Origin of the sequence: Sinorhizobium mexicanum, from assembly GCF_013488225.1 — a bacterium.
GTDB classification, from domain to species: Bacteria; Pseudomonadota; Alphaproteobacteria; order Rhizobiales; family Rhizobiaceae; genus Sinorhizobium; species Sinorhizobium mexicanum.
Window position 1 is genome coordinate 117,932 of record NZ_CP041239.1, and the last position, 20,462, is coordinate 138,393.

Consider the following 20,462-nt stretch of genomic DNA (forward strand, 5'->3'; position numbering starts at 1 on the left):
GTTACTTGCAGCCCTTGCTTTTGAGCGAAGATTCGATCGCGTTGACCTTGCCTTTCGAGACGGCGACTTGACCCTCCTTGTCGCCTCCAAAAGTACTCGACATCGGTACGCCCACAAGGAACACGCCCACGGCATCCCCGGTGGCGGCCTGGTTCTGTTGCTTTGAAACGGCGGCAAGGTTGGCCTGCTCTTTCAGTAGCTCTTGCGCCAATCCCTCGCAGCTCTGATTGGAATAGGCTGCCATCGGAATATCTACCGGCACGATAGCGTCAGGACGTTTGGCGCAGGAAGCCGCTGCCAGCGTGAACGCCAGCAAGACAAATCGGATTTTCATAGATGCCCCTCTGAGAAGTATATTGCCCCTACCGCAGCTAAGCACGGCCCAATAGAGCAGGGAAGGGCAGAAGCAATGGAATTCCACAGACATAATTCCAACAGCGGAACGAGATTCGCGCCGGATCGCTCCATTGACCAACTCTGACTGTTGGTCAGCACTGATGGCCAGCTATTCCGCGGCATCGCTCCGACTGGAACTATTCACCTATCACCCCGTCAAACACTTCCAACATCGCGTCACTGATGGCCTTGCCAAGCGCGACTGCAGTCGCCGTTAATGCTTCCTCGTCCACGTCACGAGCAGCCATCGCAAAGGCGGCGCCTTCGGCGGTCACAATTTCCTGTGCACGCTGGATTGCCCACAGAGCGAAGTCGCTGCGGCTGCTGATTTCGACGGTTTCCATGATTTCTCCTGAATTGTTCGAGCGGATGCCTTATAGCGAGTTTGGCAGACAATACAGCCCGACGAGTCGTTTCTGAAAATCAGCCCGAGAAACCGCATGGCGCAGCAGTTCGACCTGTTTGTTTCGAATGAACCGGCTTTTGCGAAGCCGGCAGGCTTATCGGCAACGAAGCGCCTGGCCTCGATTGCGTTGAGCGAAGACGAGATGGTCCGGCAACTCCAGGCGACGGGCCGGTACCGCATCCTTAAGAAGCTCGAACCGCGCCCTGTCACAACGGCTGCGCGCCCTGAGTTTCCCCTGAAAGGCATCATACTTGATACTGAAACCACTGGCCTTAATCATCGCAAGGACGAGATCATAGAGATCGGCGCGGTCGCGTTCACCTTCGATGAGACCGGCAATATCGGCGACATCACCGGCGTCTACGGTGGCCTGCAACAGCCGACAAGCCCGATTCCGGCAGAGATCACCCGTCTGACCGGCATCACCGACGAGATGGTGACCGGGCATATGATCGACACGGCTCAGCTCCGTGCGCTGGTCGAGCCTGCCGACCTTGTGATTGCCCACAATGCCGGCTTCGATCGGCCGTTCTGCGAGGCCTTCTCGCCCATCTTTGTCGGCAAGGCCTGGGCCTGTTCCGTCTCGGAGATCGATTGGCCCTCGCGTGGCTTCGAAGGAACCAAGCTCGGTTATCTGATCGGCCAGGCGGGCTACTTCCATGAGGGTCACCGGGCCGTCGACGACTGCTTTGCCCTGCTCGAGGTTTTGGCTCAGGGCGATGGAGTAGTGGGAGACACGCCGTTCGCCGAACTCTACACAGCAAGCCAGCAGTCGCGCGTCCGCGTCTTCGCCGAAAACAGCCCCTTCGACATGAAGGACCATCTCAAGGCGCGCGGCTACCGTTGGGCGGACGGCAGCGATGGCCGGCCGAAATCCTGGTGGATCGAGATTGCCGAAGACGCGCTCGACAACGAGCTTCGCTATCTCCGATCGGAAATCTACCACTGGGACGAGGCCGACCCGCCGATCAAGCGGCTGACCGCCTTCGACCGCTTCAGGGCTTGAGGACCTTCGCTTCGCGCATGGCTGGATTGCGAATTCCGTCCTACGATCCGGGCGGGATCATTGTATAGTTAGGTCTATCGAAGCGATGCACCTCCTCCCGCAGGACTTCGATGTGTAAATGACCTTCTCCTCCTCCCAAGGTCGTTTGCGGGATCAGCGCCCATTCCTCCTCCCGGGGTGCTGATCGGTTCTTTTGGAAAAGCCTGCCGCACCTCCTCCCGCGGCAGGCTTTTTCGTTTCTGGTCAGGCAGAGTGCATCAAAGCGCAAAGGCGAGTTGCGGCTCGTTCCTGTTGTCCACCGTATCGAGAGACGAAAGCGTTACGCCGAGCAGTCGAATCCCCTTAGGCGCAGGAAAGAGTGGCGACAGCAACAGGTCTACGATGTCGGCGACTTCGGCCGCGCTCGGGACCGGTGCGGTGGTGGTCTTGCTCCTGGTGATCTGCGTGAAATCTGACCACTTCACCTTGAGCGTCACGGTCTTGCCGCGGATGCCGTTGGCTTCGCAGTAGCGCCAGACCTTGTCGATCAGCGGCATGAGACCGGCACGGGCGGTCTCGAGATCATGTATGTCCTCCCGGAACGTATCCTCGGCGCCGATGGATTTCCGGGTGCGGTCGGGCCTGACCTCACGTTCGTCGATACCGCGGGCGATCCAGTAGAAATATGGTCCCGATTTTCCGAAATGCCGCTGCAGGAAGGCGAGATCACGCGCCTTGAGATCGGCGCCGGTCTCGATCCCGAGCCTCTTCATCTTCTCAGCCGTCGCCGGTCCGACGCCGTGGAACTTCTTAATGGGAAGCGCCTCGACGAAGGCGGGACCGTGTTTCGGCGTGATGACGAACAGGCCATCGGGCTTGCGCTGGTCGGAGGCCATCTTGGCGAGGAACTTGTTGTAGGAGACGCCGGCCGACGCGGTGAGGCCCGTCTCGGCTTTGATGCGGGCACGGATCTCCTCGGCGATCTCGGTTGCGAGCTCCACGCCCTTCAGGTTTTCGGTGACGTCGAGATAGGCCTCATCGAGCGACAGCGGTTCGATCAGGGTCGTGTACTCGGCAAAGATCGCGTGAATCTGCCGCGACACTGACCGGTAGACGTCAAAGCGGTGCGGCACGAAAATCAGGTCAGGGCATTTGCGCTTGGCGGTGACCGACGGCATTGCCGAATGAACGCCGAATTTGCGGGCCTCGTAGCTCGCGGCCGCCACCACGCCGCGCGCTTCCGGATAGCCGACGGCGACCGGTTTGCCACGGAGCTCCGGATTGTCGCGCTGTTCGACCGAGGCATAGAATGCATCCATGTCGATGTGGATGATTTTGCGCAGGCGGCCGTGAGTGGAAGGAACCATGCCCACTTCGCTCCTGCCATCACCATCCGGCCCTCGCGCGATCATCCGTTCCTCTCATGTTGCTGCCGCATATCTTACCCGAAACCGCATCGGGATTGGTGGGCCAGTTAACCGGACTATCATGCCTCTGTGGCGCATCAAAAGTTTCGACCGGCGCAGATCCTCGTTTCGCAATTCCGTTGTTTTCGTAGGCGAACCCGAAATCGCGCCGCCATGCCTGCAGCCCAGCGGCTGTTTCACCCAAAAGAGTCCCTTCGCGGTTGATTGACTCTCTTTCGATTTGAGAACAAATAGGGAACATATCAGCAGTTCCAATTGTTGCAATGCCTGAAGGAGGCGCCAATTAGCATGCGTGATCACGCCGTCAATCCTGTTATCGCCGGTCTGCGCCAGCGTATCGAGCGGCTGGAGGGCGGAGTGGCACGCGATCGCACGGTGCTACCTTTCGGTGTTGCGGCGATCGACGACCGTCTTCCGGGAGGCGGGTTGGCTCTGGGTGCGCTGCATGAAGTCGCCGGTGGCGGCAATGGCGCAATCGACGGCGCGGCCGCCGCGCTGTTTGCCGCCGGCATAGCCGCGCGCACCAAGGGCAAGGTGCTCTGGTGCGTGACACGCGCCGATCTCTTTGCGCCAGCGCTCGCACAGGCGGGCCTGCCGCCCGGCCGCGTCATCTATGTCGAGGCCGGTGACGAAAAGGCGCTGCTTTCCTGCATTGAGGAGGGACTGCGCCATGGCGGCCTGGGCGCCGTCGTCGGCGAGCTCGCGCGCCTTTCGATGACAGCCTCGCGCCGCCTGAAGCTTGCGGCGGAAAGTTCCGGCACCATCGGCATTGCCGTGCGCCGCTGGCGGCGCCAGACCGAGGCATCAGATTTCGGGCAGCCGACGGCATCGGTCACCCGTTGGCGGGTTTCGGTGTTGCCGTCCGCTCCCTTGCCGGTCCCAGGGGTCGGCCGTGCCCGATGGCTTCTCGAACTGATCCGCTGTCGCGCCGGTGAAAGTGCTGATTTCGAAGTGGAGGCCCCAGATGCCAAGGGTCGTATCGCTCTTCCTTCCGACCTGGTCCACGGATCGCCTCAGAAGGAAATTGGGCGACGCCGCGCCTCCGCCTGAGACGCCGTTCGTTCTGATCGGCCGCCAGCAGCGGCGGCGCAGTGTCGTGGCCGTCGACAGCGCCGCATTTGCCGCGGGTCTGCGCGTCGGCATGCCGGCAAGCAAGGCGCAGGCTCGCGTTTCCGGACTCGTCGTTATGGATGCCGACCCGGCCGCAGACGTCGAGGCGCTCGAACGCCTGGCGCTCTGGGCGCTGCAACGCTACGCGCCGATCGTTGCCGCCGATCCGCCGGACGGTCTGGTCATAGACACGACCGGCGCCGATCATCTGCATGGTGGCGAGGAGTTAATGCTGTCGGGAATGGTCAATCGCTTTTGTCACTCCGGCATTGCTGCGCGTGCGGCTGTCGCTGACACCTGGGGTGCGGCGCATGCCGGTGCCCGGTTCCGGGCTAACCCCACCCTCGTCATTCCGCCGGGCCGGCACGTGGACGTCCTGCATCGGTTGCCGATCACCGCCCTACGTCTCGATAGTGCCGTTACCGACGGTCTTCGGGCGCTCGGTTTTGATACCGTCGGCGAGGTCGCCAGCCAGCCCCGTGCGCCGCTTGCACTTCGTTTCGGACCGGAGCTCGGCCGCCGGATCGACCAGGCAATGGGGCGGGTCGCCGAACCTATCGACCCTATGCGCACGCCCGATCTCATCGAAGTCCGCCGCGCCTTCGGTGAGCCGATCGGCGCGGCCGAGACGATCTCGCGCTACACCGCCAGACTGGTGGATCAGCTTTGTCACGTTTTGGAGGAGAAAGGCCTCGGCGTCCGCCGCCTCGATCTCCTGTTTCACCGCGTCGACAACACCTATCAGGCAATCCGTGCCGGGACCGCCCGGCCGGTTCGCGACGGCAGGCGGCTCACTCGCTTGCTCACCGATCGGATCGAGACCATCGATCCCGGCTTCGGGATCGAGATCATGTCTCTGACGGCAAGCCATGCGGAACCGCTGATGGCGCGGCAAGTGATCTCCTCGCTGGTCGAGGAACCGGAAGCCGACGTCTCCGACCTGATCGACACCCTCGGCAACCGCATCGGTGAGCGGCGGCTTTATCGCGTCGCACCGGTTGCGAGCGACGTTCCGGAGCGCTCCTTTATGCGTGTCGCGCCGATGTCCCCGGACAATGGCGAGAACTGGCCGGATCACTGGCCGCGACCCGCCCGGCTGCTTGCGCGTCCCGAACCGATCGAGACCATGGCGCTTCTGCCTGATCACCCGCCAGTCAGCTTCACCTGGCGCGGCGTAAGGCGCCGCGTCCGGCGCGCCGACGGCCCCGAGCGGGTGTTCGGCGAGTGGTGGAAGCGCGACGCCGAATTGGTCGCGGTGCGCGACTATTTCCAGGTCGAGGACGACGCCGGCGAACACTACTGGATCTTTCGCGCCGGCGATGGCGAGCACAGCGAGACCGGTAGCCAGAAATGGTTCCTGCACGGGATATTCGGATGACCGAACGCGCACGCTATATCGAGCTGCAGGTCACCTCGCATTTCTCGTTCCTGCGCGGCGCCTCCTCCTGCGAGGAACTGTTCGCTGAGGCCGCCGAGCTTGGCATCGAAGCCCTGGGGATCGTCGATCGCAATTCGCTAGCTGGTATCGTGCGCGCCCATCAGGCCGCCAAGGACACCGGCATCCGCCTGATCGTCGGCTGCCGCCTCGATCTGGCCGATGATCTCTCGGTCCTCGTTTATCCGACCGATCGCCCGGCCTACGCGCGGCTCTGCCGTTTGCTATCGCGCGGCAAAAAGCGTGCCGGCAAGGCGAAGTGTCATCTCAGTTGGGCGGATCTCGTCGCCTATGGCGAGGGACTGATCGCGGTTCTCATCCCGGATCAAGCCGACGAGACCTGTGCGCTCAACCTGCGCCGCCTTCGCGAGGCATTCGGCAATCGTGGCTATCTGGCGCTGACCCTTCGTCGGCGGCCGAATGACCAGCTTCGGCTTCATGAACTGTCGAACATCGCAGCGGCCGCCCGCGTGCCGACGGTCGTCACCAATGACGTGCTGTTTCACGTACCGGAACGCCGCATCCTGCAGGACGTCGTCACCTGCATTCGCCATAACATCACCATCGATGACGCTGGGTTTCGCCGGGAACGGCATGCTGATCGCTACCTGAAACCTCCGGAGGAAATGGCGCGCCTCTTCTCGCGCTATCCCGACGCGCTTGCCCGCACCATCGAGATCATGGAGCGCTGCCGCTTTTCGCTCGACGAACTCGCCTATCAATATCCCGAAGAACGGTCGCATCCCGAACTGACACCGCAGCAGACGCTCGAGCAGCTTACCTGGGAAGGGGCGGCGGAGCGCTATCCAGAAGGCCTGCCGGTGAAAGTGAGGAGGAACATCGAGCATGAACTGCGGTTGATCGAAAAGCTCGACTATGCGCCGTACTTCCTGACGGTGAACTCGATCGTCCGGTTCGCCCGATCGCGTGACATCCTCTGCCAGGGCAGGGGATCGGCTGCCAACTCCGCCGTGTGTTATGTGCTCGGCATCACCTCGATCGATCCGGACCGCAACGACCTGCTGTTCGAGCGCTTCGTCTCCGAGGAGCGCCGCGAACCACCCGACATCGATGTCGACTTCGAGCACGAGCGGCGCGAGATCGTCATGCAATGGGTGTTCGACACCTATGGCCGCGACCATGCAGCACTTTGCTCGACCGTCATTCGATACCGATCGAAGGGCGCCATTCGAGACGTCGGCAAGGCGCTGGGCCTGCCCGAGGACATGACCAGGATGCTTTCGTCCCAGGTTTGGGGCTGGGGCGAAGACGTTGGCGAAAAACACGCCGAAGAGCTCAATCTGAACCTCGGCGACCGGCGCCTGCGCCTGACGCTGGATCTCGCCCGCCAGCTGATGGGCGCGCCGCGTCACCTCTCGCAACATCCCGGCGGTTTCGTGCTCACCCGTGACCGCCTCGATGAGCTGGTGCCGATCGAACCGGCGGCCATGGTCGATCGCCAGGTGATCGAGTGGGACAAGGACGATATCGACATCCTGAAGTTCATGAAGGTCGATTGCCTGGCGCTCGGCATGCTTTCCTGCATGAAGCGCGGCTTCGACCTGCTTGCCGAGCACAAGGGCGTCAATCTCGATCTGGCGACCATTCCGCCCGAGGATCCGCGTACCTATGCGATGATCAGGAGGGCCGACACGCTCGGCACATTCCAGATCGAAAGCCGGGCACAGATGTCGATGCTGCCGCGGATCAAGCCGCGCACCTTCTATGACCTCGTTATCGAGGTGGCGATCGTCCGCCCCGGGCCAATCCAGGGTGACATGGTGCATCCCTATCTTCGGCGCAGGGAAGGCAAGGAGAAGGTCGACTATCCCAAGCCGGAACTGGAAAAGGTGCTTGGCAAGACGCTCGGCGTGCCGCTCTTCCAGGAACAAGCGATGCGGGTTGCAATCGAATGCGCCGGTTTTACCGCCGGCGAAGCAGATCAGCTGCGCCGCGCCATGGCGACCTTCAAGCACACGGGCGGCGTTTCGAAGTTCGGGGAGAAGCTGATCGCCGGCATGGTGGCGAACGGCTATGAGCCGAAATTTGCGGAGAAGACCTTCAAGCAGCTCGAGGGCTTCGGAAGCTATGGTTTCCCGGAAAGCCATGCCGCCTCGTTCGCGTTGATCGCCTATGCCTCCGCCTGGCTCAAATGCTGGCACCCCGATGTCTTCTGCTGCGCTCTTCTCAACGCCCAGCCGATGGGCTTTTACGCCCCAGCCCAGATAGTCCGCGATGCCCGCAATCAGGGTGTGGAGGTGCGTCCGGTCTGCGTCAACGTGAGCCGTTGGGACTGCACGCTCGAGCCGACGGATGACGACAGCCGGTTTGCCGTGCGCCTCGGCATGCGGATGGTGAAGGGGCTCGCCAATACCGATGGTGCGGCGATTGTCGCAGTGCGGGCTGACCGGCCGTTCGCCTCGGTCGACGATATCTGGTGCCGCGCCGGCGTGCCAGCGGCCTCGCTTGTTCAGCTCGCCGAGGCCGACGCGTTCCAGCCGTCACTTGGTCTGGCCCGTCGTGAGGCGCTCTGGGCCATCAGGGCGCTGCGCGACGAACCCCTGCCACTCTTCGCCGCCGCATCGGTCCGGGAGGAAAGGACGGTACCGGAAATGCACGAGCCGGCCGTGGCGCTCAAGCCGATGACATCGGGCAGCGAAGTGGTTGCGGACTATAGCCATGTCGGGCTGACCCTGCGCGATCATCCGCTGGTGTTCCTGCGCGCCGATCTTGCTCGCCGCCGCATCGTCACCTGCGCCGAGGCGATGCAGGCGCGCGACGGCAAGTGGCTCGAAGCAGCCGGTCTCGTGCTCGTTCGCCAATGCCCTGGTTCCGCCAAGGGCGTCATGTTCATCACCATCGAGGACGAAACCGGGATCGCCAATCTCGTCGTCTGGGTGAAAGTGTTCGAGAAATACCGCCGCGTCGTGCTGGGTAGCGGGATGATCGGCGTCTACGGACGCATCCAGCGCGAGGGCGACGTTGTCCACCTGGTCGCGCACCGGCTGACCGATTTGTCGGCTGAGTTGGCGAGCGTCGGCGAACGGGATGCAGCGTTTCCGTTGCCGCATGGGCGCGATGAGTTTCATCATGGTCCCCCGGCGCCCGATCCGCGCGGGCTGCCGAAGGGGCCGCGGCCGCGCGATATCGTCGATCCCTATCTCCACATCGGCGAGATCAGGGTGAAGACGCGGGATTTCAGATAGGCTCAATGGCGCGGTCGTTGGTTCGAGCCCGCTCAACCCGGATCAAGAATTTCGGCCGCATCGTTTTTCGGCGAGCCCCACGATGATCGCCTAAATCGTCCTCAGTTCGCATTGAAGCCTTCCATCAGCCTGAATCGGACGATTCCGTCGACGGTTGGCGGAGCCTCCATGCAGGCGACGCGGCGGTTAGCGCTGCTCATCCATTTCGGCAAGCTTGCGCACCCGGCGCCGGAAATCCTCGTCGGTGGAGAATTCGGCGGCGAGATAGGCGGTGACGAGATCCTTGGCCAGCCAGGCACCGACGATCTGGGCACCGATGCACATGACATTGACGTCGTCATGCTCCACCGACTGATGAGCGGAGTGCACGTCGTGGCAGACCGCTGCGCGGATGCCTTTGACCTTGTTTGCTGCAATCGAGGCGCCGACGCCGGTACCGCAGACCATCAGTCCACGATCCGCCTTGCCCGCGATAATCGAAGAGGTCACCGTCTTTGCGATATCGGGAAAGTCGACCGGGCTTGGATCATAGGAGCCCGCGTCGTAGACCTCGTGGCCGAGCGATTTGATGTGGTTGATAATGGTGGCCTTGAGAGGGAAGCCAGCATGGTCGGAACCGATGACGATGCGCATATTGGTGTCTCCTGGAGTGAAAATCATTGAGCAATCAAACGGGGCAGCCACAGCGTGAAATCCTTCGCGAAGGTGAGGATGGCAAGCGTGGAAACCAAGGGAATGTAGAAAGGCACAAGCGCTCGCAGCAGCTGCCGGATCGAGACCTTGGCGATATCCGAGACGAGGAACAGCGATAGACCCATCGGCGGCGTCAGCAGTCCGAGCATCAGGTTGAAGATCGTGACGATGCCAAGCTGAACGGGGTCGACCCCAGCCATGACAAGAGGCGGGGCGATGATTGGAACGAGAAGCAGCGTGGCGGTGGTCGAATCGAGGAACATGCCGGCGATGAAGAAGATCACGTTGGCGATGACCAACAGCATCACCGGGTCCTTTGACCAGCCCAGGAGCGTCGCCGCGAAGGACTGAGGCACCTGCTCGACAGCCAGAATCCAGCCGAAGAGAGCTGCGGAGGCGACGATGATCAGGATCGCGCTGGAACTGCGCGCTGTCAGCACCGCCGAATGCCATAGATGCGCCAGCGTCAACTCGCGATACAGGGCGCCGCTGATAAAGATCACATAGACGGCCGTTATCGCCGCCGCCTCGGTGGGCGTGAAGGCGCCGGCGGTCATGCCGCCGACCATGAGCACCGGAGCAAGGATGGCGGGAAGCGCCGGCAGCAGCGTCGCGACCACCTCGCCAATGGTTGGCCAGCGCTCGGCGCGCGAATGGCCGTGACGAATGGCGACGATCAGCACCGTCAGCATCAAGAGAACCGTGCACAAGATGGCGGGCATGATGCCGGCAATCAGAAGCTGGACGATCGAAACGCTTGTGACGGATCCGTAGACAATCAGCGGGATCGAGGGCGGGAAGATCGGCCCGAGCGTCGCCGATGCGGCTGTAACCGCGCCGGCAAAGGATGGATCGAAACCACGTTTCTTCATGGCGTCGATCTCGATTCGCCCCAGGCCGCCAATGTCGGCCAGTGCCGCCCCCGACATCCCCGAGAAGATCAGGCTCCCGAAGACATTGACCTGGGCGAGCCCGCCCGGCATCCGCCCGACAAGCGTATAGGCGAAGCGGAAGATCCGATCGGTGATGCCGGAAAGATTCATCAGGTTCCCCACAAAGATGAATAGAGGAACGGCGACGAGCGGAAACGAATCCAGCGCATAGGTAATTCGCTGCGAGAGCAGCCCGAGCGGCAAGCCTTCGATCACAACATAGAGAATTGAAGGCAGCAGGATTGCGTAGACGACCGGAAACCCAAGCATGAACAGGCCGAGGAAGGCGATGACGACGAGAAAACCCATGTCAGCGCTCCCTCAGACCGCGACGTTCTTGTCCGCCTGCGGCGGCTTGCGAAGGTGAAGGAGATGGATGAGCGCGGCCCCTGCGAAACCAAAAAGCGTCGCGCCCAGGAACAGCCAGAAAGGAATGGCAAGGGTCGGCGTCGCATTGCTCAGGTTTCGGGTGATGTTCACGGCAGTGACCCAGCCGACAAAACCCGTCACCGCGACTGCGCTGATCGAGATCGCCACATTCACCACTGCGCGCACCTTCTTCGGCATCGCCGCCTTGAGTTCGCCCATGACGATATTCTCGCCGTGGCCGATCACGAGCGGATAGGCGAGGAACACCAGGCAGATAAGCAGGAAGCGTGTCAGCTCCTCCGCGCCAATAAAAGGCAGCGTGAAAACGCCGCGCATGATGACCTGAGCGGTCGGAACGACCACGAGCCCCGCCATCACGGCAACGACAATCGCGGTGAGGACGCGTTCGGGCAGACGCATCTTCTTTCTCCCATTTCGAATTGGAAATGCAGCGTTGCAGGGACGGGGCGGGAAAGCGCCATCCCTGCAACTCGTCGGACTACTTGACCGCCTCGATCTGCTCGATAAGCGGCGCGAAATCCGGGAAGTCCTGCTTGATCTGGGCGCTGACCTTTTCCTGGAACGCGGCCACGTCGAGGCCCTCAGCTGCCGTGATGACGGTCATACCGCGGCCTTTGAGTTCCTTCACCAGATCGGACTCGGATTCTGTCGCCATTTTCAGCGACTTCTCCGCCTCCTCATCGAGGACCTTGGTAATGGCGGTGCGCTGCTCGTCGCTGAGCCCCTGCCAAAGCTCCTCATTGATGAAAACGGCAAGCACGGCACGCATGTGACCCGTCATCGAAAGATGCGATTGCACCTCGTTGAGATTGTTGGAGGCGATCATGGTCAGCGGATTCTCCTGACCGACGACCACACCGGTCATCAGGGCGGTCGGGAGTTCGGCCACTTCGACAGGAGTGGGGATCGCGCCGAAGCCCTTGACCATGGAAACCCACAGCTCGAGCGGAACCGCACGGAAGGGCTTGCCGGCAAGATCCTGCGGCGTCTTCACCGGGAAGTTCGAAGAGATGTGGCGGTCGCCACGATAAATGCGTCCGATGATCCGCACGCCTTGGGCGACCAGCTTCTCGTTGATTGCCTGGAGCGCCGGCGACGTCTCCGGGTCCGTCGCCGCAAGCGCATGCGCGCCGTCCCGATAGATGAACGGTGCGTTGAAGACGGCGACTTCCGGTACCAATCGGGCAAGAGAAGCAAAGTCGTGATGGCCCATGGAGATCGAGCCCATGCGGACGCCATCCACCATTTCGGCGACGCCGCCGAGCTGGCTCGCCGGATAGACCGTTACAGTGACTTCGCCACCAGTCGCGGCCGCGATGCTCTCTGCCGCTTGCGCAGCATAGACCGTCTGGATGTCGCCCTCTGCGCCCACATGCGCATAACGCAATTCTGTCGCTGCGGCGGCTCCAGCCATAAAGGCCACGCCAAGCACGGCACAGGCCAGGCGGTGGTGTTTCAGGAAATTCAGCATGCTCTCCTCCTCCAAGGATGATCAAACCAATCTGCTTATTTTTCCTCTTCTTGCGGCGCACCCTTTCTGGTGAAAGCAGCTATGTAGCTCTTGCGCCGAAGCTCGTCGCCGATGGCAAAATGCTCGCGCAGCCTCCTGTCCGCCTTGTCCGCGTCTCGCGCGAGGATGGACAGGAAAACCTCTCGGTGCGCTTCCACGAGGTAGTCGATGATCCCCGGTGTATCGCTTGTCTCGACGCGGCGCTGGACATGGCTGCGCTTCAGAAGCTCCGATATCGACTGGTACATTGTGACAAGTGCGGGGCTGCGACTGGCCTCGACGATTGCCATGTGAAAAGCGAAGTCCGCAGCACCGCCGTCCTCGGCACTATGGAGCGTATCCATCAGGCGGGTCAGCAGCCCACCAATGCGAGAGAGGTCACTGTCCGTCGCACGGATGCAGGCAAGACGGATCGCCTGGCACTCGATTGCGACACGGGCCTGCATGATGTCGTCGAGCATGTCGGGCTGCTGGGCAAGGCAGAACGTCAGGAAGTCGCCGAAGACCGCGACGTCGGCCTTGCGGACGAAAGCGCCCTTGCCGTGACGGATATCGAGAAAGCCGAGATTGGCGAGCGACCGCAGCGCCTCCCTCAAGACCGGTCTCGAGACGCCGAGGGCCAAACAGAGCTCTCGCTCGCCCAACAGCCGGTCGCCCACCTTGAGCGCACCGGACAATAGCTGCTCGCGAAAGAACGAGATCACCTTCTCGGTCCCTGCAAGTTCATCAGGGGTGTCGGTCAACACAGTGCTCATCACGTGGTCCAAACTGGTAAGACCAGTGAAGCACCACTCGACGAGTTCGTCAAGAGCTCCACATGGGAAGTCAACGGTCCCGCGTCTGTAGCCGCTGCGTGGTTTCCCCCGTACGCGAAAGTCAACGGATCGGCATAGGCGCGTGTTATGTCCTCCTTGATGCGGATGATGCGCGCTTCGCTAGCTTTGCGGATGAAGCTCTTCGCTACCAATCGGACTAACGGGATGTTGGCGGTGGAGGCGAGCGCCTTGAATGCTTTGCCGTGCGTGCGATCCTCGTGAAACTTCTGTTGGGACAACCGCCTTCTAGGTTGGAGTCAAAAAAACCGCTGCTTCTCGTTTAGAATTATCCGTACTTTTTTGGGGGTCATGGGAGCGGTCAAATGTGCGACTGCTGCAGGCGCGGAGTCGACCACATTGAAAGTCCGGAGGCCGCTGAAAAGCACCCATGTGAACCAATCACAGCTTCTTCGTTCTCGGCCTGACTTCCAGAACAGCATAACGTATCAACTGAAATCGTCGGATCGACTCCGATGGAAATCCACCATCCCCTCCTAGGATGAGGACAGCGAATTTTACTCAGGTTCTAAGAAGCTGCGGATTGCGTTGGGGAGCCACGCCGATGACAATCAGAGGAGATTGGCGCGGCGGGGGTCCTGTCACCGGCGGGATCATTCGAATTTCCGAACGCCTTTGTCACCCCACTATCCGGAAAGCCGAATTACGGTTGCACGATCTGGTGCATCTCGCCATTTGATTTCAATGGCTTAGCTGGAAACCTCGCGCTTGGTGCAATTGGCACGCGTGTTGCTCTCTTCAGGCAGTGCCCGTCCGACAGTGCGTGGATGGAGAGGAGCAAAGCCTGAATGACTGTTACCATGAGCCGTATAGATCACGATATGCTCGGGGACCGAGAGGTGCCCTTGGACGCCTACTACGGCGTTCACACGCTGCGCGCCGTCGAAAACTTCGCGGTGACCGGCATTCCGATTTCCCACTATCCGGACCTGATTCGCGCGCTCGCGCAGATCAAGATGGCCGCCGCGCGGCCCAACCTGCAACTGGGGCAGCTCGATGCCGAACGGGCCGAGGCGATTGTTGCCGCCTGCCGGGAGATCGCTGCCGGTGCGCTCAATGATCAGTTCGTCGTGGACGTCATCCAGGGCGGGGCCGGCACCTCCACCAACATGAACGCCAATGAGGTGATCGCCAACCGCGCGCTCGAGGTTCTGGGGCGTGTGCGCGGCGACTATCGGCACCTGCACCCGAACGAACATGTGAACCTTAGCCAATCGACCAACGACGTCTATCCGACAGCGCTAAAGCTTGCAACCTACAACGGCATCTCTCGGTTGATCGACGCCATGGCGCATCTCCGGGCGGCGTTCGAGCGCAAGTCCGACGAATTCCGTGACATCCTCAAGATGGGGCGTACCCAGTTGCAGGACGCAGTGCCGATGACGCTGGGACAGGAGTTCTCGACCTATGCGGTCATGCTCGGCGAAGACGAGCAGCGGCTCCGTGAGGCCGCCTTGCTGATCCGCGAGATCAACCTCGGCGCCACCGCCATCGGCACGGGCATCACAGCCCATCCCGACTACGCGTCTGTGGTTTGCCACATCCTGGCGGAGATCAGTGGCGTGCCGGTGATCACCGCGCCCAATCTCATCGAAGCCACACAGGATTGCGGCAGCTTCGTCCAGCTTTCAGGTGTCTTGAAACGTGTGGCCGTCAAGCTTTCCAAGGTGTGCAACGACTTGCGCCTGCTCTCCAGCGGCCCGCGAGCGGGTTTCGGCGAAATCAACCTGCCGCCGCGCCAGGCGGGCTCTTCGATCATGCCGGGCAAGGTCAATCCGGTTATCCCGGAACTCGTCAACCAGATCGCCTTCGAGGTGATCGGCAACGACCTGACGGTGACCTTCGCGGCCGAAGCGGGCCAGTTGCAGCTCAACGCCTTCGAACCGATCATCGCTCACAGCCTCTTCAAGAGCATCGGTCATCTCGGCCAGGGGTGCCTGATCCTCGCCGACAAATGCGTCGATGGCATCACCGCAAACCGCGAGCGCTTGGAAGCAAGCGTGCTGGGGTCGATCGGTATCGTCACCGCGCTCAACCCGATCATCGGCTATGCCAATGCGACCGAGGTCGCATCCGAAGCGCACCGGACCGGAAAGGGTGTCGCTGAACTCGTGGAGGCGCGCGGTCTGATGACGGCCGCAGCGCTTGCGGAAGCCTTGCGCCCCGAGGCGCTGACAAAGCCGCGCCCGATTACAGCGCGCACCTGAACCACTCAACGATTGACTGAAAATCCACCCGGATGAGCCGGGCGGAGGGAGGAAGGAGATTATCATGAAAATAAATAAGCAGACGACCTGGATCCTCATCGCAATGATCCTCGGGGTCGTCGTCGGCTATGGCTGCAACGTCCTGTCGGGCAGCCCGGCCGCGGCCAAGAACATCGCCGGCTATTTCGCGATGGTGACGGACATTTTCCTGCGGCTGATCAAGATGATCATCGCGCCGCTGATCTTCACCACGCTCGTCGCCGGCATGGCCGGCATGGGCGACGCCCGCACCGTCGGACGTATCGGCGGCAAGGCGCTTGGCTGGTTCCTGATGGCGTCGCTCGCGTCGCTTGCGATCGGTCTCGTCTTCGCGAACCTTTTCCAACCCGGCGCCAATGTCGGCGTGCCGTTGCCTGACGTTTCGGCCACTGCCGACCTGAAGACGTCGTCGCTCAATCTCAAGGATTTCATCACCCACGTCTTCCCGCGCAACATATTCGAGGCGATGGCGAACAACGAGATTCTTCAGATCCTGGTCTTCTCGGTATTTTTCGGTCTCGCCCTCGGCAGGCTCAAGGACACGAAGGCCCGCGCGCTCATCGAGGTTATCGAAGGCGGCGTCCCGGTGATGCTGAAGGTGACGGACTATGTGATGCGCTTCGCACCGGTCGGTGTCTTCGCCGCAGTCGCCAACGTCGTAACCGTCCAGGGCCTTGGGATCCTGCTGGTCTATGGCAAGTTCGTCGGTAGCTTCTACGCGACGCTGATCGTGCTCTGGATTGTGCTGATCGGTGCCGGTTTTCTCGTGCTGAGCTCAACCGTGTTTCGGCTGGTCAAGGAAGTGCGCCAGCCGATGCTTGTCGGCTTTTCCACCGCCTCCAGCGAAGCCGCCTATCCGCGTGTCATGGAGAAGCTGGAAGACTTTGGCGTCAAGGAGCGCGTCATCGGCTTCGTGCTTCCGCTCGGCTACTCCTTCAATCTCGACGGCTCGATGATCTATACAGCCTTCGCGGCGCTGTTCATTTCTCAGGCATACGGTTTGCCGCTCACATTGGAGCAGCAGGTCGTCATGCTGCTCGTGCTCATGGTCTCGAGCAAGGGCATTGCAGGGGTACCGCGCTCCGCACTGGTCGTCGTTGCCGCTGTGCTCCCGATGTTCAATCTGCCTGAAGCAGGTGTCCTCCTGATCATGGGCATCGACCACTTCCTCGACATGGGGCGGACGGCGACCAACGTGCTTGGCAATGCGATTGCCACCACGGTCGTCGCCAAGTGGGAAAATGCACTTGAGATCCCAGACGAAGGCGAAGTGGAGAAGCGCGCACGCGAACGGCTGGTCGCGGCCGAGTAGGACGTCTGAGACCGTCCGCCGGCTTTCCGCTAGGGGGGCGGGCGGAGCAAAGGCGTACTCGCCCGTCTTTTAATGATGTGGTAGGGAGCCGGATCAACAACACCATTACGGACATGTGCTTCCGCTACCAATCGCTGTCGATCGCCTCGCTCTTTCGCAAATACGGTTTGCTGCTCCCGGGTCTCCTTGCGGTCGCGGTCGTCGTCGGCGTTGTCGTCTTCCGCGTCAGCGAGAACCTGGGATTTGCGGAGCTCCAAAGAACGGGAACCCAACGTCTCGAGCTTTACGCCACCAGCCTGAACAGGCAGATCGACAAATATGCCTATTTCCCCGCCACACTCGGACTGGAAAGGGATGTGATCGATCTGGTCGCCCATGGAAAGCGGATCGCCGACACCGTCAACCGTTATCTCGAACAGCTCAACCAGCGTGCCGGTACGCTCTCGATCTATTTGCTGGACCGGCGCGGACACGTCGCCGCCGCCAGCAATTGGAACCGGCCTGACAGTTTCATTGGCGAGGACCTCTCCTATCGCTCCTACTTCGCAGATGCCATACGGGGACGGCCCGGCCGACTCTTCGGCATCGGCATTACCCGCGGCGAACCGGGTTACTATCTCTCTTCCCCTTTGATCTCGAACGACGAGGTCGTCGGCGTAGCTGTTGTCAAGGTCAGCCTCGAACAATTGGAGCAATCCTGGGCGACCGTCGAAGTGCCCGTCATCGTCACCGACCAGAATGGTGTCGTCATCCTTGCGTCCGTACCGTCCTTGAAATTCACGACGCTCAGTCCGCTGCCCGACGTAGAACGCCGGCGGTTGGAGCGAAGTTTACAATACAATGCCCGTCCGCTGCCCTCGCTCGGTCTGATGCGCGAGGAGGCTTTGGGCGAAAATGCCGAACGCGTGCGGCTTGCACCGTCTGCGGCTGTAGACGGCAGGGTCAAACTGTCTGGCAATTTCCTGGCCCAGTCAGCTCCGATGGGCGACACCGGCTGGTCGCTGACGGTACTGTCCCCCGTCAGCGAGATCAGTGCGATCGCCTGGACACGCGCCGCCTTGGCTGCGGTTGCCAGCGCTTTCATCGGCATCCTGCTGATGCTGTTCAACCAGCGGCGGCAGCATCTGCATGATCGGTTGCGGGCACGCGAGGTGTTGCAACGCGCCCACGACGAATTGGAGCGCAAGGTGGTAGAGCGGACACGGACGTTGCGTGCAGCACAGGACGAACTCGTCCATGCCGCCAAGCTGGCAACGATCGGCCAGATTTCCGCCGGCCTCGCTCATGAAATCAATCAGCCTCTGGCGGCACTGCGCACACTTTCCGGCAATGCGGTCAAGTTCCTGCGACGGGGCGATGTTGCGACTGCCGAAGGCAATCTCAATCGTATCGGTAGTATCGTCGACGGGCTCGGCACGCTCACCAACCAGCTCAAGTCATTCGCTCGCAAATCGCCTGGCACGGCAGGCCCGGTTGATGTTCGACGCGCGCTTGACAACGCGGTGTTCCTTTTGGATCAGCGCCTGCGCCGAGAGAACGTTGCCGTGTCCATCGCCGTCGAGGCCGGTCAGGCAACAGCCCTATGCGATGCCAACCGCCTGGAGCAGGTCATGGTCAACCTCATAGCCAATGCGTTGGATGCGATTGACGGCGCGCCATCGCCGGCGCTGCGCCTGTGCGGACGGCGCGAGGATGCGCGTATCGTCATAGAGGTTCATGACAACGGGCCGGGCCTGCCGGGGCATGTGCGCGAGCACCTCTTCGAGCCCTTTTTTACGACGAAGGAAAGCAACAGAGGTCTGGGGCTCGGCTTGGCCATTTCGTCGGAAATCGTGCACCATTTCGGTGGAACGTTGGCGGGTACAAACCGTCCCGAGGGCGGCGCGGTGTTCGTCGTCACCCTTCCTGCAGCCGGTATCGGAGAAACGCAATGAGCGACAAACTCAAGGTCCTGATCGTCGAGGACGACCTGAACGTCCGCATGGGGTGCCAGCAGACCCTCGAGCTCGAAGGTATGGGAGTCGAGGCGGTCGATAGCGCTGAGAAGGCCCGTAGGCTCGTTCCCGCGGATTTTCCAGGTGTCGTCGTCACCGACATCCGCCTCCCGGGCGATGACGGCATGGCCCTCATGCACGATCTCCTAAGGCAAGACCGGGACCTGCCGGTCGTTCTGATGACCGGGCACGGCGACGTCTCGCTTGCAGTTCAGGCGATGAAGGACGGCGCCCACGACTTCATCGAAAAGCCGTTCTCGCCCGATTACTTCGTCGAGGTCGTCCGCCGCGCCCTTGAGAAGCGCAAGCTCACATTGGAGGTGCGCGAACTGCGCGCTCGACTTGAAAACAGACAAGCGACGGCCAGCCGGATCATCGGGCAATCCTCGGCAATCGAGCGCGTACGCTACCTTATCGGCGAGCTTGGCAACAGCGCGGCCGACATCTTGATTCAGGGCGAGACGGGGACCGGCAAGGAGCTCGTGGCGCGCTGCCTGCATGATGCCAGCCCCAGGCGGAACGGCAATTTTGTTGCCATCAATTGTGGCGGCGTTCCCGAGAACCTGTTCGATAGCGAAATATTCGGCCATGAGCCTGGCGCCTTCACCGGTGCCGCCAAACGCCGGATAGGCAAGATCGAGTACGCCAATGGCGGAACGCTGTTTCTCGACGAGATCGAGAGCATGCCGATGGCCATGCAGGTCAAACTGCTTCGAGTTCTGCAGGAGCGCACGCTCGAGCGTCTTGGATCGAACAGCCCGATCACCGTCGACTGCCGTGTCATTGCAGCCACTAAGGTCGATCTGACAGCGCTTGCCGAAAAGGGAGAGTTCCGGGCGGACCTCTATTATCGACTAAATGTCGCCACGCTGCCTTTGCCGCCATTGCGCGAACGGCGCGAGGATATAGGCCTCCTGTTCGAGCAGTTTACTCTGGAGGCAGCATCACGCCACGAGCGCGGCGAACTTGCGCCGGACGTCGAACGAACCCAGCGATTGCTAGCCTACAATTGGCCCGGCAACGTGCGCGAGTTGCGCAATGTCGCCGAACGCTGCGTGCTCGGCATAGCAGCGGGCTTCCCGCCATTCGGCGGGGCAACCGATCCGTCCCCCCGGCCCTTGGCAAGAACCGTCGAAGACTTTGAGCGGGCTCTAATTGCCGACGCTCTCGGCCGCAACGGCAACAGCTTGGCTCAAGCCAGCGAGTATTTGCTGATGCCAAAGGCGACCCTGCACGACAAAATCCGGAAGTACGGCTTGGCGTGACGCTAATCCGTCGCCTGGCAGCCGAACGGCGCCGATATTGTACACTCCGGTGCTGCCGGCGGTTTGATCGTGACGAACGATGCCAGTCTTGCAAGGTGACGCTCCAGGGCATGACCGCGAGTTTCGACGCGGCGAAGGAGCCATCACGCTGCTTGATTGGTGCGACCGTGGAGTGCCATGCCGAGGCGATGGTCGACCACAAGCCTTGGCAGTATCCCCATGGCCTCCAATTCCGGCGCGGCTTGCTGCCCGGATGTTGATCTTGTGTGCGTCTGGGATCGCATAATGTATCGTCTGGAACGGTCTAAGGCTCCGGAGAAAC

16 protein-coding genes are annotated in these 20,462 nt (G+C 61.6%); 8 read left to right on the forward strand and 8 right to left on the reverse strand.

Annotated features, from left to right (window positions below):
* Window position 1: 1 nt before the first annotated feature.
* Window positions 2-334: a hypothetical protein gene (locus FKV68_RS20640; RefSeq protein WP_180941848.1), complete on the reverse strand. Its 333-nt coding sequence runs from the start codon at window positions 332-334 to the stop codon at window positions 2-4.
* 199 nt (window positions 335-533) lie between these two features.
* Window positions 534-740, reverse strand: coding sequence for a hypothetical protein (locus FKV68_RS20645; RefSeq protein ID WP_180941849.1), 207 nt, complete (start codon window positions 738-740; stop codon window positions 534-536).
* A gap of 96 nt (window positions 741-836) precedes the next feature.
* Here FKV68_RS20645 and FKV68_RS20650 point away from each other — a divergent pair, with 96 nt between their 5' ends.
* Window positions 837-1,808, forward strand: coding sequence for a 3'-5' exonuclease (locus tag FKV68_RS20650; RefSeq protein ID WP_180941850.1), 972 nt, complete (start codon window positions 837-839; stop codon window positions 1,806-1,808).
* Window positions 1,809-2,065: 257 nt separating this feature from the next.
* Here FKV68_RS20650 and dinB read toward each other — a convergent pair whose 3' ends face one another.
* Window positions 2,066-3,154 (reverse strand): DNA polymerase IV, encoded by a 1,089-nt coding sequence (gene dinB / locus FKV68_RS20655; RefSeq protein WP_245181770.1) that lies wholly within the window; start codon window positions 3,152-3,154, stop codon window positions 2,066-2,068.
* Between the two features lie 348 nt (window positions 3,155-3,502).
* Between dinB and FKV68_RS20660 the strand changes: the two genes are divergently transcribed.
* From FKV68_RS20660 to FKV68_RS20670, 3 genes are read left to right on the forward strand one after another with little or no spacing between them, the layout of a single operon-like run.
* On the forward strand, window positions 3,503-4,264 hold the full coding sequence (locus tag FKV68_RS20660) for an ImuA family protein (RefSeq protein ID WP_180941852.1): 762 nt from the start codon (window positions 3,503-3,505) through the stop codon (window positions 4,262-4,264).
* Window positions 4,179-5,702 carry a Y-family DNA polymerase gene (locus FKV68_RS20665; protein ID WP_180941853.1) on the forward strand — a complete coding sequence of 508 codons (1,524 nt, stop codon included), beginning with the start codon at window positions 4,179-4,181 and terminating at the stop codon, window positions 5,700-5,702. Before FKV68_RS20660 ends, FKV68_RS20665 begins: the two co-directional genes overlap by 86 nt.
* Complete coding sequence (locus FKV68_RS20670) at window positions 5,699-8,965, forward strand: error-prone DNA polymerase (protein ID WP_180941854.1); 3,267 nt, start codon at window positions 5,699-5,701, stop codon at window positions 8,963-8,965. Before FKV68_RS20665 ends, FKV68_RS20670 begins: the two co-directional genes overlap by 4 nt.
* Before the next feature lie 186 nt (window positions 8,966-9,151).
* On the opposite strand, the gene rpiB is transcribed toward FKV68_RS20670, so the two are convergent.
* From rpiB to FKV68_RS20695, 5 genes are all read right to left on the reverse strand, one after another.
* Window positions 9,152-9,598 (reverse strand): ribose 5-phosphate isomerase B, encoded by a 447-nt coding sequence (rpiB, locus tag FKV68_RS20675; protein WP_180941855.1) that lies wholly within the window; start codon window positions 9,596-9,598, stop codon window positions 9,152-9,154.
* A 23-nt stretch (window positions 9,599-9,621) separates the two neighbouring features.
* Entirely contained in the window at window positions 9,622-10,899 is a 1,278-nt protein-coding gene (locus FKV68_RS20680) for a TRAP transporter large permease (protein ID WP_180941856.1), read from the reverse strand.
* 12 nt (window positions 10,900-10,911) lie between these two features.
* Complete coding sequence (locus FKV68_RS20685; protein WP_180941857.1) at window positions 10,912-11,379, reverse strand: TRAP transporter small permease; 468 nt, start codon at window positions 11,377-11,379, stop codon at window positions 10,912-10,914.
* Window positions 11,380-11,458: 79 nt separating this feature from the next.
* A complete protein-coding gene (locus FKV68_RS20690) occupies window positions 11,459-12,451 on the reverse strand; it encodes a TRAP transporter substrate-binding protein (protein ID WP_180941858.1) in 993 nt (330 codons plus the stop codon).
* A gap of 35 nt (window positions 12,452-12,486) precedes the next feature.
* Window positions 12,487-13,245 carry a FadR/GntR family transcriptional regulator gene (locus FKV68_RS20695; RefSeq protein WP_180941859.1) on the reverse strand — a complete coding sequence of 253 codons (759 nt, stop codon included), beginning with the start codon at window positions 13,243-13,245 and terminating at the stop codon, window positions 12,487-12,489.
* Window positions 13,246-14,111: 866 nt separating this feature from the next.
* Between FKV68_RS20695 and aspA the strand changes: the two genes are divergently transcribed.
* The 4 genes from aspA (at window position 14,112) to FKV68_RS20715 (ending at window position 20,140) form a co-directional block, all read left to right on the forward strand.
* A complete protein-coding gene (aspA, locus tag FKV68_RS20700) occupies window positions 14,112-15,530 on the forward strand; it encodes an aspartate ammonia-lyase (protein ID WP_180941860.1) in 1,419 nt (472 codons plus the stop codon).
* Window positions 15,531-15,594: 64 nt separating this feature from the next.
* Window positions 15,595-16,881 (forward strand): dicarboxylate/amino acid:cation symporter, encoded by a 1,287-nt coding sequence (locus tag FKV68_RS20705; RefSeq protein ID WP_180941861.1) that lies wholly within the window; start codon window positions 15,595-15,597, stop codon window positions 16,879-16,881.
* 113 nt (window positions 16,882-16,994) lie between these two features.
* Complete coding sequence (locus tag FKV68_RS20710; protein ID WP_180941862.1) at window positions 16,995-18,815, forward strand: sensor histidine kinase; 1,821 nt, start codon at window positions 16,995-16,997, stop codon at window positions 18,813-18,815.
* Window positions 18,812-20,140, forward strand: a complete 1,329-nt coding sequence (locus FKV68_RS20715; protein ID WP_180941863.1) for a sigma-54-dependent transcriptional regulator — start codon at window positions 18,812-18,814, stop codon at window positions 20,138-20,140. The genes FKV68_RS20710 and FKV68_RS20715 overlap by 4 nt, the downstream gene beginning before the upstream one ends.
* Window positions 20,141-20,462 lie beyond the last annotated feature (322 nt).